Annotated in this window: 16 protein-coding genes; 8 read left to right on the plus strand and 8 right to left on the minus strand. The window is 68.1% G+C overall.

Annotation, left to right across the window (positions count from 1 at the left end):
• Nucleotides 1–321: 321 nt before the first annotated feature.
• On the plus strand, nucleotides 322–1863 hold the full coding sequence (locus JAP66_RS21725) for a carboxylesterase/lipase family protein (RefSeq protein WP_235999238.1): 1542 nt from the start codon (nucleotides 322–324) through the stop codon (nucleotides 1861–1863).
• Nucleotides 1864–1995: 132 nt separating this feature from the next.
• Nucleotides 1996–2673: a TetR/AcrR family transcriptional regulator gene (locus JAP66_RS21730; protein WP_199433668.1), complete on the plus strand. Its 678-nt coding sequence runs from the start codon at nucleotides 1996–1998 to the stop codon at nucleotides 2671–2673.
• A 105-nt stretch (nucleotides 2674–2778) separates the two neighbouring features.
• Here JAP66_RS21730 and JAP66_RS21735 read toward each other — a convergent pair whose 3' ends face one another.
• The 4 genes from JAP66_RS21735 to JAP66_RS21750 form a co-directional block, all read right to left on the minus strand.
• On the minus strand, nucleotides 2779–3672 hold the full coding sequence (locus tag JAP66_RS21735) for an SMP-30/gluconolactonase/LRE family protein (protein WP_199433669.1): 894 nt from the start codon (nucleotides 3670–3672) through the stop codon (nucleotides 2779–2781).
• A 55-nt stretch (nucleotides 3673–3727) separates the two neighbouring features.
• Nucleotides 3728–4717 carry an LLM class flavin-dependent oxidoreductase gene (locus JAP66_RS21740; protein ID WP_199433670.1) on the minus strand — a complete coding sequence of 330 codons (990 nt, stop codon included), beginning with the start codon at nucleotides 4715–4717 and terminating at the stop codon, nucleotides 3728–3730.
• 132 nt (nucleotides 4718–4849) lie between these two features.
• Nucleotides 4850–5257 (minus strand): hypothetical protein, encoded by a 408-nt coding sequence (locus JAP66_RS21745; RefSeq protein ID WP_199433671.1) that lies wholly within the window; start codon nucleotides 5255–5257, stop codon nucleotides 4850–4852.
• 54 nt (nucleotides 5258–5311) lie between these two features.
• The gene (locus tag JAP66_RS21750; RefSeq protein WP_199433672.1) at nucleotides 5312–6796 is read right to left on the minus strand and encodes a sodium:solute symporter family protein; all 1485 of its coding nucleotides are present in this window, start codon (nucleotides 6794–6796) and stop codon (nucleotides 5312–5314) included.
• A 286-nt stretch (nucleotides 6797–7082) separates the two neighbouring features.
• On the opposite strand from JAP66_RS21750, the gene JAP66_RS21755 reads away from it, so the two are divergent.
• Nucleotides 7083–7718, plus strand: a complete 636-nt coding sequence (locus JAP66_RS21755) for a TetR family transcriptional regulator (RefSeq protein ID WP_235999239.1) — start codon at nucleotides 7083–7085, stop codon at nucleotides 7716–7718.
• Here the strand turns inward: JAP66_RS21755 and JAP66_RS21760 are convergent, their stop codons facing one another.
• Together JAP66_RS21760 and JAP66_RS21765 are read right to left on the minus strand one after the other, a co-directional pair.
• Nucleotides 7719–9047: an SLC13 family permease gene (locus tag JAP66_RS21760; RefSeq protein WP_199433674.1), complete on the minus strand. Its 1329-nt coding sequence runs from the start codon at nucleotides 9045–9047 to the stop codon at nucleotides 7719–7721. It lies immediately after the preceding gene.
• A gap of 18 nt (nucleotides 9048–9065) precedes the next feature.
• Nucleotides 9066–10253: a CaiB/BaiF CoA transferase family protein gene (locus JAP66_RS21765; RefSeq protein WP_199433675.1), complete on the minus strand. Its 1188-nt coding sequence runs from the start codon at nucleotides 10251–10253 to the stop codon at nucleotides 9066–9068.
• Between the two features lie 132 nt (nucleotides 10254–10385).
• Between JAP66_RS21765 and JAP66_RS21770 the strand changes: the two genes are divergently transcribed.
• A complete protein-coding gene (locus tag JAP66_RS21770; protein WP_199433676.1) occupies nucleotides 10386–11321 on the plus strand; it encodes a LysR family transcriptional regulator in 936 nt (311 codons plus the stop codon).
• Here JAP66_RS21770 and JAP66_RS21775 read toward each other — a convergent pair.
• On the minus strand, nucleotides 11282–12160 hold the full coding sequence (locus tag JAP66_RS21775) for a proline dehydrogenase family protein (protein WP_199433677.1): 879 nt from the start codon (nucleotides 12158–12160) through the stop codon (nucleotides 11282–11284). The genes JAP66_RS21770 and JAP66_RS21775 overlap by 40 nt on opposite strands.
• 62 nt (nucleotides 12161–12222) lie before the next feature.
• Nucleotides 12223–13536 (minus strand): MFS transporter, encoded by a 1314-nt coding sequence (locus JAP66_RS21780; protein ID WP_199433678.1) that lies wholly within the window; start codon nucleotides 13534–13536, stop codon nucleotides 12223–12225.
• Nucleotides 13537–13627: 91 nt separating this feature from the next.
• Here JAP66_RS21780 and JAP66_RS21785 point away from each other — a divergent pair, with 91 nt between their 5' ends.
• The 4 genes from JAP66_RS21785 to JAP66_RS21800 all read left to right on the plus strand — a co-directional run bounded on the left by JAP66_RS21785 (nucleotide 13628) and on the right by JAP66_RS21800 (nucleotide 17527).
• The gene (locus JAP66_RS21785; RefSeq protein WP_199433679.1) at nucleotides 13628–14557 is read left to right on the plus strand and encodes a LysR substrate-binding domain-containing protein; all 930 of its coding nucleotides are present in this window, start codon (nucleotides 13628–13630) and stop codon (nucleotides 14555–14557) included.
• A gap of 234 nt (nucleotides 14558–14791) precedes the next feature.
• The gene (locus JAP66_RS21790; protein ID WP_199433680.1) at nucleotides 14792–15976 is read left to right on the plus strand and encodes a cytochrome P450; all 1185 of its coding nucleotides are present in this window, start codon (nucleotides 14792–14794) and stop codon (nucleotides 15974–15976) included.
• A gap of 13 nt (nucleotides 15977–15989) precedes the next feature.
• Complete coding sequence (locus JAP66_RS21795) at nucleotides 15990–16313, plus strand: 2Fe-2S iron-sulfur cluster-binding protein (protein WP_199433681.1); 324 nt, start codon at nucleotides 15990–15992, stop codon at nucleotides 16311–16313.
• Nucleotides 16310–17527: an NAD(P)/FAD-dependent oxidoreductase gene (locus JAP66_RS21800; RefSeq protein ID WP_199433682.1), complete on the plus strand. Its 1218-nt coding sequence runs from the start codon at nucleotides 16310–16312 to the stop codon at nucleotides 17525–17527. Before JAP66_RS21795 ends, JAP66_RS21800 begins: the two co-directional genes overlap by 4 nt.
• Nucleotides 17528–17567 lie beyond the last annotated feature (40 nt).

The following is a 17567-nucleotide window of genomic DNA, read 5'->3' on the forward strand; positions in this document are numbered from 1 at the left end:
ATGGCACTGTCATTCAGTGCCATACCGCCAGCGTCGGGGGTCACCGTGAGCCAGCGAGCAAGTCTCTCTGCACGGACTCGTCAAGAGCCCGCTCCGGATGTTTCCGCAGGTCACCGGTCGTGAGTGAAGAGCCGTGTTCTAACTCGGCCAAACACTCACGAGAGGTGACCAGGCACGACACCGCGCCTGCCGGGGATCAAGGACAGGCTCTCGGAGAATGGAGTGAGCATGCGGCGTCGCTTCGTCATCGTTCTGCTTCAGGTTGTTCTGCTGGCCGGCGTGGTGAGCGCGGTAGCGCCTGCGCACGCACGAGACGGCCACATGATCCGAAACACGAGCCTCGGGCTCGTCGAAGGCACCGACCAGAGCCGCTCGACCGGAACCTTCGCGTGGCTGGGTGTTCCCTATGCCGAGCCCCCGGTCGGTCGGTTGCGCTGGCGCGCCCCGGTGCCGCACCGGCCATGGCACGGCGTCCGGGATGCCCAGCAGTTCGGGCAAGGCTGCATCCAGGAAGGGCGGATGTTCAGCCCGGCGCCGAGCGGTCCGCATTACGGGCTGGACATCCGGGACGGCCTGAAGAAGCCGGTCGGCTCGGAGGATTGCCTGACGCTCAACATCTACCGCCCGTCGACACAGGAGCGGAACCTGCCGGTGATCGTCTTCATCCACGGCGGGAGCAACATGGTCGGCTACTCCGCGGATCCCATGTACGACGGACGAGCCCTGGCCCGTAAGGCCAACGCGGTCGTGGTCACGGTCAACTACCGGCTCGGCGTCCTCGGCTGGCTCGACCTGCCCGGACTCAAGACCGGCGACCCGCACAACGACTCGGGCAACTTCGGGACACTGGACCAGGTCGAATCGCTGCGCTTCGTCAACCGGAACGCACGGGCCTTCGGCGGAGATCCCTCGAACGTCACCGTGATGGGTGAGTCCGCCGGCGCGGTCAACGTATGGGCGCTCATGGTCTCACCATTGAGCAAGGGCTTGATCGACAAGGCGATCCCGCTCAGCGGCGGCCTGCAGTTCTCGACACCCTCGTCGGCGCGAACCTATGCCGAGGCCTTCGCCGACGAAGCAGCGGGGCCGGCCGGCACGGGAGACGATGCCGTGCGCCGCCTCAGGTCGATGTCGGCCGACGAGATCATCCGTGCGCAGGTACGCCGTGGTGAGACGGCCGGCAACCCGCCCAGGGTCATCGCGGACGGCGTGGTGCTGCCCGAGGACTACCATGCCGCGATCGCGGCAGGGAACTACCGCGACGTCCCGGTCCTGGCCGGTAACACGCTGGAGGAGGGCAAGCTCTTCGGATCGGCGATCGGCGCGTTCCGCCCGACCGACTACCAGCGCTTCACCTGGCAGTACCAGTTCGATCCCGACCGGCCCTCTCGATTGAAGGTCCGCGACTTCATCGTCGACCGGTATCTCCCGGCCAAGCGCCCCGGCGGGTGGAACGACGCGGCCGACGGGTTGACCGACAGCATCTTCACCGGCCTGATCCACGACTCCATGAACTCGTTGCGGGCCGCCGGACACGACAACCTCTTCTACTACCAGTTCGGCTGGAACCAGCAACCCGCCCCGTTCGACACCGTCTACGGCGCCGTCCACGCCATCGATCTGCCCTTCCTCTTCCACACCTTCGACGAAGGGTTCTTCTCCTTCTCATTCAGTCACAAGAACAAGCCTGGACGACTGCAGTTGTCCGATCTCATGATCGACAGTGTTGACGCCTTCGTCCGCACCGGACGGCCCCAGCACCCGGAGCTGGGAGAGAAGTGGGATCAGTGGCCACGTAGCATGATGTTCGACGCCGGGAATCGGAAAGCGACCGTCCGCCCGGGCTCGGTCGAAGGGCAGTAGCGCCCGCCTTGTCCGCAGTGGAACCGCATGGTGCACCGCTTTCGCTGGTGCACCATGCGGTTCGTGGTGCCGGCCCGAGTAGCTCGACGATCGCCGCATCCGCGGTCCGGTGCCGGAAAGAGGGAGGGAACCTTGGCTGTCGATCGGGCGCTGGAGACCAAGTACCGCATCGCGGAGACGGCAATGGCGCTGTTCCTGGCGCAGGGCTACGAAAGCGTCACCGTCGAGGCGGTCGCCGACGCCGCGCAGGTGTCCCGGCGGACGGTGTTCCGCCATTTCGACGGCAAGGACGAGCTGGCGTTCCCGGACCACTCCGCACGACTGGACCTGCTGGCACACCACCTGGTGAAACCGACCGACGGCAGGCCGGCTGTGGACGTCGTCATCGCCGCCACCGAAGCGGTCATGCTCGACTTCCTCAGCCGGCCTGAACTGGTTCTCCGGCGCTACAAGCTGACGCGACTCGTGCCCGAACTGCGCAGCCGCGAGGTGCTCGAACACGAACGCTACCTCGCGCTGACCACCGCCTACCTCCGTGAACACCTGCCCGCGGACAGCCCCTCGTTCCTGCCGGTGGCCCTCGCCGCACTGATCGACGCGATACACCGGTCGGCACTCGGCGACTTCGCGCGCAACGACGGGACGGTGGACGCCTATGCCGAACTGAAGGAAGGCATGGAATGGATTCGCCGCATCCTGGCCGCTGACCAGGGCGAGGACAACCCCCTGCTACTCGCCGTCCTGCCCGACACCGCCGCCGTGCGGCGGTCCCTGGCCGCACTGCGCGAGCAAGCGCACGAGCTGCTCTGACCAGGCGCCGGCGAGCTCAGCCGGGCCTTCCCGGGTTCGCTGTCCTGCATGGTGCTCAACACGCTCGGCTCCTTCAACCTGCGGGCGCAGGTCGCGAGGACGGCGTCAGGGCCTGCCTGCGCGAGGCACGTCGACCCGTGCTGTCAGGAGACTTCCTTCACGGGCGTTCTTGCGGGCTTCCTCGTGGAAGTCGGGTGCGGCGCACATGAACAGCGTGCGCCCGTCGGCGCCGCCGAGCATGCAGGCGAAGACCCCGGTTCCGGCGGGTATCTCCTCGCTGATCTCGCCCCCTTCGTGGACGCGCAGGATCCGGCCGCCAACAGCATCGGCGATCCACAGTGCTCCCTCGGCGTCGAGGCAACATCCGTCCGAAGCGACGACGACCTGCCGAAGCAGGTTCTCCAGATCCTTCTCCGTGGGCAACCCTCCGAACTCGGCCCAGGTGCGGCGGTTGACGAGGGCACCGCCGTCGGTGATGTCGAATGCCGTCACGCGGTTGCCGAACGTCTCGCAGACCAGGAGTACACCGTCGTCGGTGATCACGCTGCCGTTGGGGAACCAGAGGTCCTCCGCGACCGTGGTGACAGCTCCGTCGGGGTCCACGCGCAGCAGGACGGCGGGCTCCAGCGACTCTCCGCCCATCAGGTCGAAGCCGAACTCGCCGATGAACGCCCTGCCCCGGGCGTCGACGACCATGTCGTTCGGGTGACCCCTGACCTTGCCGGAAAGGTCGGCATGGGTCACCAGTGCTCCGCCAGGCTCACGACGCAACACCCTGGTGTCGCGCATCGAGACCACCAGGAGCCGGTTGTCCGGCAGCCAGCCCAGCCCGGACGGCTGCTGGGAGACTTCGGCCTCGACTCGGAGTTCGCCGCCGTCCTCAGCGGCCGAGTACACCCGGTGCGTATAGAAGTCGGCGAACCATATCCGCTGATCGTGCCAGCGAGGACACTCCAGGTAGGCGAGTCCTTCGATGGCAGTGCTGATTTCACGACTCATGATCTCTCCATCGGGCTGTGGATACGGGGGCGGTGCAGGCCGCACGCGGGCGTGCTCAGCGGGTGGCAGCCTCGAGAAACCGCTCCAGTTCCGCTTCGACGTCGGGCCCGCAGGGTTGGAAGACGATCTCGGTGACGCCGCGGGAACGGTAGTCATCGAGTCTGCGCCGGATCTGCTCGCGTGTCCCGCTCAGCGTGACGTCCCTGAGCGTGCTGCTTCCGCCGGCATGCCAGGCTGCTTCGTCCGCGGCATTCAGCTGGACACAGTGGCCGGAGTGGACAGCAAGGTGCCGATGGTTCTCCGGCGAAGCTTCCACGACCTCGAGCCACTCCTGCCCTCCCGGAAGCGCCCGTACGGCGTCCGGTCCACCGAACTCGTAGGCTCCGTGGAACGACAGGGCCCAGCCCGGGCCCGCCGCCACGCGGGCATGGTCGGAATCGTCGTCCTCGTCGTCATCGAGGACGGTGCCCCACTCGAGATAGGCGACCCAGGAATGCTCGGCCATGAAGTCCGGCGGCTGGAGGGTGGCGACGAGTCCGTCACCGAGTTCCCGCGCCACCTTGTTGCCTTTCGGCCCCAGCGCACCGACGAGGACGGGGACGTCGACCGGGCGATCCGGGGCATGACCGTCGGGGTGCAGCATGCGCATCTGCGCGCCGTCCCATTCCACGGTCTCGCCGCGGAGCAGGCCCCGGTAGGCACGAATGTAGGACTCCATGAAAGACCATCGGACGGCTCCGTAGCCCATGGCCCTGCGGCCCGTGAACCCGGTACCGAAGGCCACCGCCACCCGCCCTGGCGCGAGCGCGGCGAGCGTGGCGGTCGCCGCCGCGTTGACCATCGGGTGACGCAGGCTGGGAACGAGCACCCCCGGGCCGAGTCCGATGCGCTCGGTGCGCTCTGCGGCGAGCGCCAGGGTCATCCACACGTCGGGGCTCTGCTGAGGGGTGTCATAGACCCACGCGCGGTGATAGCCCAGCCGTTCGGCCAGTGCGATGTTGTCCGGAGAGTCCAGAGCGGTTGGAAAAGCGCAAGACACATCCATGTGTCCTCCTCCGATCGATGCGATCACTCCTTCGTACGCGCGGCAGCGAGCTGTGCGGTCCCCTGCCGCAGGAGAACGGCACGTTGCGGGCGTGACGGCCACCCCGCACGCAGCGCCATCGTCCACAGGGGACTATGACACCACGGACCCCGTCTCAGCATCCTCAACGTCGTGGCGCAACCACTTGTGGTACGCCCAGGCGAACAGGAGGGGTGCCGCCACCGTGGTAACCGGCCAGATCGCATACAGAAACACCGCTGTCGCCACAGGCAGTCCACCGATCCGGCCATCGGTATGCAGCGCCACGTTTCCGGCCACGAACAGAGTGAGCATCACGCCACCGAACACGGCGACGCCGACGACCACCGGCCTGGACCACTCCTCCCGCCTGTTGAGGGCGGCCATGAGCATGAAGAGCGCCGTCAGTACCGGAATGGAGTAGTAGACGAGCTGCCAGTAGTCGAAGGCCATTCCCACGATGGCGACGGTCGTAGTTGTGAAGCAGAACAGAACCAGGCGGTCGACGCGATCGACACCCATCCCATCACCCTTCGATCGACTTCACTTGCGATGTGCACTCAGCAACGAGCGTGCCTACACCAGGTCCACGTTCTTGCTGCCGCGCGGTCGGTTCATGTCCACGAACTTCTCGAGCGACTCGCGTGAGGGCACGGCGACCGAGACGACGATGAACAGCACGATCCCGAGGCACGTGATGAGGCCACCGGTCTGGATGTATGCCGGCAACGTGATCACCTCCTGAGCGGTAAGGATGGTCGCGGCAAGGTTCGACAAGACGCCGAAGGCGATGGCCACCGTGGTCGCCAACCCCGTCGCACGCCGCCAGTACAGTCCCAGGACGAGTGGCCCGAAGATGGCGGCCGCGAACGCCGCCCATCCGATGGCTCCGAGCAGGAACACCACCTGAGACAGGTAGAGGGCGAAGATCAAGGCACAGAAGACGACGAAGACGCTGGCAAGGCGCGCCCACCTGACCTCGTTCCGGACCGTGATGCCCAGCGCACTCGTCAGGTCCCGCATCAACGACGACGCTCCGACCGCGATGAACGAGTTAGCACTGGACATGATCGCCGCAAGCAGACCGGCGAGGACGAACCCGGCGAAGACCGGCGACACCATGTTGTCGAAGAACCAGGTGGTGGTGTTGTCGATGTTCTCGAGCTCGGGCGCCCGGCCTTCGATGGTGAGTGCGCGCATCGAAAGACCGATACTGAGCGCGAACAGCGTCGTGACCCCGTACGCGAGCGAGGCGACCAGCGCCCCCCACTTCAGCTCCGATGAAGAACGGAGCATCAGGAACTTGGTGATCAGCTGGGGCTGCGCCACGGTGCCCAGTACCGCCATGACGATGAACGTGTAGACGTAGGTCAGTGGCTGTGAGGCGTCCAGGCGGAGGAAGTCGATGTCGTGGCTGGCGATCGTCTCGAGCATGGTGCTCCAGCCGCCGACCGTGTTGGTCGCCACGAAGAACGTCCCGATGGACATGACGACCATCAGTAGTCCCTGCAGGAAATCCGTCCAGGCGCCGGCCAGCATTCCGCCGGCGACGGTGTAGAGCGCCACCACCCCGGATCCGATGATGGCGCCGACGGTGACCGAGGTCCCGAATATGAGACTCATGATCACACCGGTCGCGGTGACCTGTGCGGTCATGTACGCCACGGAACCGACGAACATGGCCACCGACATAGACAGGTGCGCCCATCGGCCGGGATACCGGATGCGAATGACATCGGGGATCGAGTACACGTCGTACTTCCGTGCCAGCCTGTACAACCGCGATCCGAGCAGGAACCACGAGACGGCGAATGCCAACGGGACCAGAAAGGCCGCCGACACCACGGCTTGCACACCCCAGGAATAGGTGTTGGCGGTGTGGCCGATCATGCCGAAACCACTCTGGATCGACGAGAACGTGCCGATCGCCATCACGAAGAAGCCCAGCGTCTGACCCGCGACAAGGAAGTCCCTGGACGACTTCATCCGGGACTTCGCCCAGTAGCCGACTCCGAACATGATGACGAAGTAGACCAGCACGATGACAACGACAGGTGTCATGCTCAATCCCTTGCGACGGAGGTGGGAGATACGGAGGCAGGCCTGGTCACGCCGCTGCAGAACCGGGACCGCTCTATCCAGATCCCCCATGGGCAGTTTCGCGCCGCGGGCAGTCGGGGCCGGCGACGTTGCCAGAAGAGTTCACGAACACAGTAGAAGCCTCTCATCAGCGATACTACCGAGTATTATGTGAACGCGGGCACTCGAAGTCAACCGTCCGATGTGACCGACGCGGACCAGCCGCGGTGCCATGATGGTGCCGGCACCCTGATCGATGGAGGCACAGTTGAGTACAGGTCCCGGTGTGGACACCGGCACCAGGGAGCGCATTCTGGACGCCGCCGCGGAGGCGTTCCAGCTCCAGGGTTTCGGGAGCGCGACGATCGACGACGTCGCCGAGCAGGTCGGCGCGACCAAGGGTCTTATCTACTACCACTTTCGATCGAAGTTCGACCTCTTCCTCGCTGTGTACGAGGAAGGCATGCGACGCGTCAGGGCGAAGGTCGAGCCGCACGCCCGTGGCGACGGAACCGGCTGCGAGCGGTTGGTGGCGATGTCCGTTGCCCACGTGACGAACCTGATGACGGATCTCGCCTACCACCATGTTGTTCACGAGGGTGTGCGCGCTCAATCGTCGACGGCACTGAAAGACCGGCAACGTGAGGCGCTGAGATCGCTCAACAAGCTCAGGCGCGACTACGAGCACATGTTCCACCGGGTGGTTTCCGAGGGCATCGCCGACGGTTCATTGCGGGCGCCCGACTCGGCACTCGCCACCCGCACACTGCTCAGCAGCCTCAACGCCGTCGACATGTGGTACAGGAAGATCGACGACCAGCCGGACGACGCTGTCAGCGACCTGGCCGGCGAGATCGTCGATCTCCTCATCGGTGGCATCGCCACGCGACCGGAAGCTGACTGATCACCAGGAGCCGAAGGCCGCCCAGGCCGCCAGGGGCGCGACGGCGACCGAGACGAGGCCGTAGCTGAGGAGCTGGCGGAACAGGCGGGGCCGGGCTGACGGTTCGGCGGCACCGAGGATCAGTCCGCCGGTGATGCCGAGCGGGTTGATGTCGACGAGCACGGAGGCCAGGGCGAGGGCGAGCACACCACCGACCGGGGAGATGCCGGCCTCCACCAGTGGGGGCAGCAGGGGCATGGCGGTCACGAACACCGCGATCGAGCTGGCGGCGAACGAGGTGACACCGGCGATGTAGCACAGCACCAGCAGGCTCAGCATGGGCGATCCGTCGACCCGAAGCAGCTCGCTGATTCGCTCGAACGCACCCAGATGCTGCATCAGGCCGACGTAGGTGAGCAGACCGCCGATCAGCAACACCACTCCCCACGGGATCCTCGACACGATGGCGCTGGGCTCCAGCCGGAACACCACCTGCTGGATCATCGCCGCCGTCAGGCCGAGGTAGCCCACGTTCATGTCGAAGCCGACCGAGAGAACCACGACGGCGAGCAGGCACAAGACCGTGACGGTGCGGGTTTTCCTGTCCCCGGCAGTAGCTGCGGCCGCGGTGGCGGCGACCGTCGCGGACTGTGCCTTTCCCGCGGTGCCGGGCCCGGCGACTGTGTCCGGTGGTTCCGTGGCCTGGCGTGCCGGCCCGCCGAGGGGGACGCGGCCCCGTGGCACGGCACCGATACGCGTGCCGACCAGCAGGCAGGCCGCGCACACGAGCAGTCCGGTGAGCAGTCCACCGAGGAGGAACGTCACGGACGCCGAACTGGGCAGCGGGAGGCCGAGTCTGTCGCTCAGCTCCCGGGCCGTGACACCGTAGACGGCCAGCGGCGACAGCAGCCCGCTGATGATTCCGGTGATGCCGAGGATCGCTGCCACGAGCGGCGAAATCCCGTGGCGCGCGGCGAGGCTCAGTGCGATCGGGGCGACGATCGCGGTCGCGGCGGCGGGCAGGGTGCCGATGGCGGTCAGCACGGCCCCGACCACGAACGGGACCAGAGCGACCAGCAACAGGCGGCCACGAACCAGCCGGAGGAGCAGGTCGAGCAGCCAGTCGAGGGTTCCGTTGAGCTGGGCCGTGGCGAACAGGGCCGTCACGCCGACGATCAGCACGAAGAAGTCGGCCGGAAAGAACCCCGTCACCTCTTCTGCCGGGACCCCGGCCGCGAGTCCGAGGACGAACGCCGCGGAAAGGGTGGCCAATCCGAGGTCGAATGCCGGCAGCAGGGTCGCCGCGAACAAGAAGACCAGGACGATGATGGATATGTAGGCCATCGTCATTGATGGGTCCCTTTCTCGTCAGACCACGCTACGACGGCGCAGGTCGTCGATCTCCGAATCCGGTAGCCCGGCAAGCTCCCGCAGCACTTCGGTGGTGTGTTCGCCGAGGACCGGCGCCGGGCGGTTGATGGAGCCGTCGAAACCGGAGAACCGGCCGGCGGGCGCCTGCATGAGATACGAGCGTCCCCCGCCTTCGTCGGCCACCTCCACCACCGACCCTCGGGCCCGGATGTGCGGGTCGGCGCAGATGTCCGCCGCCGAGTTCACCGGTCCGGCCGCGATTCCGGCGTCGAGGAGCCGCGACATCAGCGGTTCCAGGTCGTGCGCGGCCACGAAGGCCGCGACACGTGCCTCGATCTCCTCGCGGTGCTCCAGCCGGGCGGTCATGGAGTCGTGGACCGCGAGGTCCGCAGCGTCCATGACCTTGACCAGCCGTCGCCACATCTGCTCGGTCGAGGCGGGCAGTGCGAGCCAGTGCCCATCACGGGTGAGATACAGGTTGTTGGGGCTGATGTGCGGATTGCGATTTCCCTGCCGCTCACGGCTCTCACCGGTGGCGCCGTAGTCGGCGATGAAGTCCTCCATCATCCGCAGCAACGGCTCGTAGAGCGGGATGTCGGCGAGCTGGGCCTGGCCTGTGCGATCGCGCTGGCGGAGCGCGAGCAGGGCGGCGAACGCGGCGTAGATCCCGGTGACGCCGTCGGCGACGGGATAGCCGGCGAAGACCGGGGGCCGGTCGGGGTCGCCCGTACGGTAAGTCAGACCGGCGAAGGCTTCCGCCACGCGGGCGAAGCCCGGACGGTCGGCATAAGGGCCGGTGCGCCCGTACGCGCTGACGTGAACCATCACCAGATCCGGCCGGTACGCCCGGAGATCGTCGAAGTCGATCCGGAAGCGGCGCAGCGTTGCCGGGCGGAAGTTGGTCACGACGACATCCGCCGCCGTGACCAGCCGGCCGACGAGGCCGGCCGCGTCCGGGTGGTGCAGGTCGATCGTGACGCTTCGCTTGTTGCGGCCGAGCATCGCCCAGCCTGCGGACACGCCGTCCTCCAGCGGCGGATAGTGCCGCGCCGGGTCGCCCTCGTCGGGATGCTCGACCTTGATCACCTCGGCGCCGAACTCACCGAGCAGTGAGGACGCCAGCGGACCGGCCAGGATGGTCGACACATCCAGCACACGCACCCCGCTCAATGGACCGTCGGTCACCACATTTTCCTTTCACGATCGGAGTCGTCGAACGCGCCGTGACGACGCCTGATCACGGTGCCCTGCGACGCAGGCTCCGGGAAGATGGCGACACAGCTCATCGGTGAAAGGTTTTTCCTTTATCTTTGGCCGATGCGGGTGGAACGAGCGCGGTACTTCCTGGCTGCCGTCGAGACCGGATCGCTACGGTCGGCGGCCGACCGGTGCGGTGTCAGCCAGCCCACGATCGGCCAGCAGCTCACGCTGCTCGAGGAGGAACTCGATGTCGTACTGCTGACCCGCAGCCGCCACGGCGTGCGGCCGACGGCAGCCGGTCAGGCCCTGCTCGAGCCACTCCACCGGCTGGTCCAGGCGGAGGATGGCGTCCGCGAGGCGGCGATGGAGTCAAGCGGCTCGTACCGGGGGCGGGTGCAGATCGGCGGCGTCTCGGTCACCGCGGAGATGATCATCGCGCCGGTCGTGGGGCGTCTTCGCAAACACCATCCCGGCCTGCGGTTCACTGTCCGTGAAGGAGCTTCGACCGAGCTCGAAGCCGCTGTGCTGGCGGGCGAGCTGGACTTCGGGGTGATCACCATGCCGGCAAGCCCGGCATCGGAAGGACTGCAGCGCGTGCCCCTGCTCACGGCACCACTCGGCGTGTACCTGCGCGCCGACCACCCACTCGCCGGCAGGGACCACGTCAACTGGCGAGACCTCGCGACCTGGCCCATCGTCACCATGCGCAGCGGGACGGTGATGTGGGAAATCCTGCACCAGCACCTGCAAAGTCCTGATGTCGTCGTCCAGGCCATGTCGGCACGGACAGTCAAAGTGATGGTCGGCCAAGGAGTCGGGCCGGGAATTCTCGCCCGGCTCGACACCTCCGCCGACATCACCGGCCTGACCTGGATCCCCCTGCGCGACGCGCACCCGATCCACCTGTGTCTGACCCAGCGTCAGGGCAGCCAGCCCTCCCGGCCCGCCCGCATCGTCCGCCGGCTCATCCGGGACACGGCGCAGGAACTCGCACCGCGTCCCGGATCGACGGCTCAGGCGCCGCGTGACTCGGCGACGCGGCGCATCCAGTAGCGGAACCAGTTGTGGCCGAAGGGCACGTACACGCGAACGGGTACGTCACGGGCCACGAGGTCGGTCACCACGTCCGGGCGCACGCCGAGCAGTTGCTCGACGGGTACCGGACCGTGTGCGGCTATCAGTGCCTCGCGGAGGACACCGTCGTGGGTGGCCAGTGCGAATGGCGCCTTGGCCTCCGCAAGCTGGTGTGCCAGCCGCAGGAAGGCGACGTCGGTGGGCTCGCCATAGGGATAGGCCCGGTCGGATGGCTCGACGTAGGCGCCTTTGACCAGCCGGATGTGCACGCCGGCATCCAGCAGACACCGCGCATCGTCCGGCGTGCGATGGAGGTTCGCCTGGACGGTGGCGCCGAGCCGGCCGGCCAGTCCCCTGCCCGCGGCGGTGAGCACACAGGACAGGACGGCGTCCGCACGCACATGGTCCTCGGCGCCCACCTGCACACGCCGCCCCTCGGGCAGCGCTTGCGCGATCGCGGCGAGATTGTCGGCGCAGCGTGCCGGATCGACGTCAAGCCCGAGGTGGGAAAGGTCGATCGCCAGCCACGTGTCCTCCGGTAGGTGGGCGAGTTCGGTGGCCAGGCTCACGTAGTCGTCGGCTACGCGCCGCGCGACCGCCGGATCACCGACCAGCTCGCCGAACTGATCGATACTGCCGGCCACACCCTGTCCGTGGAACTCCCGGACCAGCCGGACAGCCTCGGCGACCGACGTGCCCGCGACGTAGCGCGATGCCGCTCGCCACGCCAGATCCTGCCCGCGCGGCACGGACCGCATGACCCGCTCCAAGCGGGTACTGGTGGCCAGGCGGAACAGGATGTCGCGATCAATCGACATGGCCACATCCTGGCAGATCCGGCGAGCTGCGATGATCGAATTCCTGCCCACTCGCCCGGCTGTCAGCGGGCACCGCTCGCGGCCCGCCGCCGGGTCAGGTACGCGAGGCACACGAGCGTCAGCGCCGCCATTCCGGCGAGGTAGGCGCTGACCGGGGTGGTGGAGTTCGCGCTCACGTAGAGGGCGGTCGCGACCGTGGGAGCGAGCCCGCCGCCGATGATCGAGCCGACCTGGTAGCCGAGGGACGCCCCGCTGTAGCGGACCTCGGGGGAGAACAGCTCGGCGAACAGGGCTGCCAGCGGCCCGTAGACGATCGCGAGGAACGTCGCCATGCCGATCATGGCGACCAGCACGAGCGCGGGGCTCGCGGTGTTCACCAGCGGGAAGAGTGCCAGCGCCCACGCGAGCTGCCCGACGGAGCCGAAGAGCAGCACCGGCCGCTTGCCGTACCGGTCGCACAGCACGCACGCGATCGGGGTCAGCACGAGCCACACCGTCGAGGCGATCACCGTGAACGTCAGCACCATCGCACGGTCGAGCCCCAGCACTGTCGTCGAGTAGGACAGCAGGTAGGCCATGAAGATGTAGCCGAGCGCGTTGTTGCCCGCGAAGGCCCCAGCGGCAAGCAGCACCTGTTTGAAGTTCTTGCGCAGCACCGTGACGATGGGCAGCCGTTCCTGCGCACCCGAGTCTTTGACCGCCTGGAAGTCGGGGCTTTCGGAGATGGACAGCCGGATCACCAGACCGACCACCAGCAGCACCGCGCTGGCCAGGAACGGCACCCGCCAGCCCCAGCTGGTCATGGCGTCCGGGCTCAGCGTCGTCGTCATGACCAGGTACACCACGCCGGCGAGGACGAACCCTCCCGGCACGCCCATCTGCGGGAAGCTCCCGTAGAAGGTGCGCTTGCGCTTCGGAGCGTGCTCGACGGCCATGAGCACGGCGCCGCCCCATTCCCCGCCGACGCCGACACCCTGGAGCAGGCGGAGCACCACCAGCAGGATCGGGGCCCATACGCCGATGGCGGCGTAGGTCGGCAGCAGGCCGATACCGACCGTGGCGAGTCCCATCAGCATCAGCGAGATCACCAGCATCGACTTGCGGCCGACGCGGTCACCGAAGTGACCCATCACGATCCCACCGAGCGGGCGGGCGAGGAAGCCGACGGAGAAGGTCGCGAACGAGGCCAGCGTCCCGGCCAGCGGCGAGAACCCGGGAAAGAACTGGGGACCGAACACGAGCGCGGCGGCCATCCCGTAGATGAAGTAGTCGTACCACTCGACGGCAGTGCCGATCAGGCTGGCCAGCGCGACGCGGAGCGGTCGCACGGTGCTTGTTGCCGCTGAGCTGCCCTGCCGGGCATCGACCTGGCTCATCGCATTTCTCCTCAACGCCGGGGAGTTCGACGCGGTCTACAGTGAGCGGGTACAGAACCTCAGGTAAAGAACAGAATTCTGGGGAGCTACCGTGGAAAAACTGAGCAAGCTCCCGGGGTTCTCACTCCGGCAGCTCTGGTACTTCGTCGCCGCCGCGGAGGAGGGCACGATCAGCGGGGCGGCGAGCCGGCTGCACGTGTCACAGTCAGCGGTGTCACTGGCGCTGAACGAGCTCGAGCGCGCCTTGAAAGCCCAGCTGTGTGTGCGGCGCAAGGCGCACGGCATCACGCTCACCCCTACCGGAGCCCAAGCGTTGCAGCAGGCCAGGGCGCTGCTGAGGCAGGCGGCGGAGCTCGAGGTGGAGAGCGGGAGCGACGCGGGGGAGCTGGCCGGCAGCCTCGCGCTCGGCTGCTATCTCACGCTCGCCCCGACGGTGCTGCCCCGGCTCCTGCACGGCTTCGACGCCCGGCACCCTCGGGTCGAGATCGACTTCACCGAGGGCACGCAGGACGCCCTGCAGCGGCTCCTGCTGGCAGGCGAGCTCGATCTCGCCGTGCTCTACGACATGGAGATCCAACCCGAGATCGCCCAGGTGGAGCTGTATCGGCGGCGGCCGCACGTGCTGCTGCCCGCCGACCACCGCCTGGCCGCCGACCCCGAGGTCGCCCTGCACGACCTCGCCGGCGAGCCGATGGTCTTGCTGGACGCGCCGCCGAGCTCGCACCACACGCTGCGATTGTGCGCCGACGCCGGGGTCAAGCCGCTGGTGCGGCACCGCACGAGCAACTTCGAGACCGCGAGGGCTCTGGTCGGCCGCGGCCTCGGCTACGCGATGCTGATCCAGCGCCCGGCCAACGACCGGACCTACGAGGGACTGCCCGTGGTGTACAAGGCAATCGCCGAGCTGTCCGGCTACGAGGTGTCCGTCCTGCTCGCGTGGCCCCGGCACACGCGCCTCGCCCGTCGCTCGGCCGAGTTCCTCGCCTTCTGCCAGGAGGAGTTCGCCGACGACGCGGCGTAGGGCCACTTAGAGCCTGTCCCTGCCCCAGGGCAGGCCCGGCATTGTGCCTGGTCACCTCTCGTGAGTGCGCACGCGAGTTAGAACACTGTTACGCACTCACGACCCGAGACCCCATCCGCGGCCTCTTATGAGTTTTCCTGAGGTGCCTGGCCGGATACCTGTGCTTTTCCCCGGTGGGCGCTCCGGGTCAGGCTGGAGCCACCACAGCCCCTCCTGATCCGGGAAGGCACCACCATGGCCCAGGTCATCGACGACTTCGCCCGCACGATCCAGCTCGACGAGCTGTGGTCGGACCCCTACCCGATCTACCGCACACTCCGCGAGAACCAGCCGGTCGCCTGGGTCCCCGCCGCGAACCGGTACCTCCTCACGCGACATTCCGACATCGCCTACCTGGAGAAGCACCCGGAGATCTTCAGCGCCGCCGAGACGCACTCGCTGATGATCCGGGTGATGGGTCTGACAATGCTGCGTCAGGACGGCGCGGACCACCTCCGCGAACGCAAGGCCGCGGAGCCGGCGCTGCGGCCGCGGATGGTCAAACAGCGGTGGACGCCAGCGTTCCAGCGCATCGCCGACGAGCTGATCGACGGCTTCCGCGATCGCGGCGAGGCCGACCTCTTCACCGAGTTCGCCGCACCGATGGCCGCGAAATGCCTGGCGGCGGTACTCGGCCTGGCCGACGTGCCCGCGCAGGATCTGCAGACCTGGTCGCAGGCCATGATGGACGGAACGGGCAACTACGCCGACGACCCGGTCGTCTGGCAGCGCGCCGAATCCGCGGCGCGAGGTGTGGAACGAGCCGTCGACGCCGCCATCGAGCGGCTGTCCGCGCACCCGGACGACTCGGTGATCTCGGCGATGCTGCATGCCGAGGATCCCCTCACTCCGCGGCAGATCCGCGACAACATCAAGCTGTTCATCGGCGGTGGCCTGAACGAGCCGCGCGATGCCACGACGGTCGGCACCTATGCCCTGCTGACCCACCCCGAGCAGCGAGCCCGGGTCGAGGCCGACCCCTCCCGGTTCAAGGACGTGTTCGAGGAGACGGTGCGCTGGGTGGCGCCGATCGGCATGTACCCGCGACAGACCACAATGGAGACCGAGCTCGGCGGCACCGTCCTTCCGGCCGGGGCGAAGCTCGGCATCGTGCTCGCCTCGGCCAACCGCGACGAGTCCGTGTTCGACAACCCCGACACGTTCGACATCGACCGCACCGGCCGGGTCCATCTGGCCTTCGGCGGCGGGCCGCACTTCTGCCTCGGCACGTGGACGGCCCGTGCGCAGGTCGGCGCGGTGGCACTGCCGACCCTGTTCCGCAGGCTCCCCGGTCTCCGCTTGTCCGGCGCCGAGCCCGTTCGCTGGGGCGGCTGGGTGTTCCGCGGCCTGCTGAACCTGCCCGCCCGCTGGGACGTGTGAGGAGCCGGAGACCATGCCCAAGATCGTGTACGTGCAACCGGACGGCACGGAGACCGCGCTCGACGTGGACGCCGGCACCACCGTGATGCGGGCCGCGCTCGCGGCCGGAGTACAGGGCATCGTCGCGGAATGCGGCGGCAACGCGATGTGCGCGACCTGCCACGTCTACACCGATCCGTCCGATTCGGACCGGCTGCCCGCGGTCGGCGACGACGAGGACGAGATGCTCGACTGCACCGCCGGCGCCCGCGAGGACGGCAGCAGGCTCAGCTGCCAGCTGCCGATCACCGAGGCCATGGAGGGGCTGGCCGTGCGGGTGCCGCGGGAGCAGGTGTGAGCACCGTGATCGTCGGCGCGGGCCAGGCCGGCGTGCACCTCGCCGTATCGCTGCGCCAGGCGGGTTACGCCGAGCGGATCGTGCTGATCGGCGACGAGCCTGCGCTCCCCTACCAGCGACCGCCACTGTCGAAGGCGTTTCTCCTGGGCGCAGCCACCGAAGAGGCCATCCAGCTTCGGCCGGAGTCGTTCTACCCGTCCGAGTCCATCGACCTCCTCACGGGTGAGCGGGCCACCGGCATCGACCTGGCGACCGCGTGCGTGCAGCTCGCGAGCGGCACGCGGATCGCGTGGGAACACCTGGTGCTGGCCACCGGGGCGCGGCCCCGCACGCTGGGCGTGCCCGGGAAGTCCCTGGACGGGGTGCTGCCGCTGCGATCGCTGGCCCACGCCCGCGAGCTCGCGCGGCGCATCGGCACCGCACGCCATGTCGTGGTCGTCGGCGGCGGGTTCATCGGGCTCGAGTTCGCCGCCGCCGTCGCCCGCGACGGGATCACCACGACCCTGCTGGAAGGCGCCGACCGGCTCATGGGCCGGGCCGTCACCAGCCCGGTATCGCGGTTCTTCGCCGAGTCGCACCGAGCACGTGGCGTCGAGGTCCGGCTCGGCGTCGCGGCTGCGGAGTTCCTCGGTGTCCGCGGCCGCGTCACGGCCGTTCGCGCCACCGACGGGCGGAATCATCCCGCCGATCTCGTGGTCGTCGGCGCCGGCGTCACACCCGACACCGAACTCGCCGCGCGCGCCGGCCTCCCGACGGGCGACGGCATCCTCGTGGACGAGACGCTGCGCACGGCCGACGAACGAGTCTTCGCCATCGGCGACTGCGCGCGCTTCCCCAGCACTCACGCGGGGACGCTCCTGCGCCTGGAGTCGGTGCAGAACGCGACCGGGCAGGCCGCGCACGTCGCGCGCGAGATCGTCGCACCAGGACGGTGCCCGTACCAGGCTCTGCCCTGGTTCTGGAGCGACCAGAAAGGACTGCGGCTGCAGATCGCCGGACTCACGCACCGGCATGACGAGACGGCACTGCTCGGCGACCCGGACAGCGGCCGGTTCTCCGTCGCCGCGTTCCGGAACGGCCGCCTGGTCGCCCTCGAGGCCGTCAACCGGCCCGCCGACTACCAGGCCGCCCGCAGGCTGCTCAGCCGTGGCGCCGCCCTGACAGCCTCCGACGTCACGGCGCCCGGCTTCAGCCTCAAGACAGCCGCGGCTTGACGTGATACTTCCGGCCGGGCAATCATATACGATATCGTCA

The organism is Qaidamihabitans albus, assembly GCF_016464705.1.
In the GTDB taxonomy this organism is placed as follows: domain Bacteria; phylum Actinomycetota; class Actinomycetes; order Mycobacteriales; family Pseudonocardiaceae; genus Qaidamihabitans; species Qaidamihabitans albus.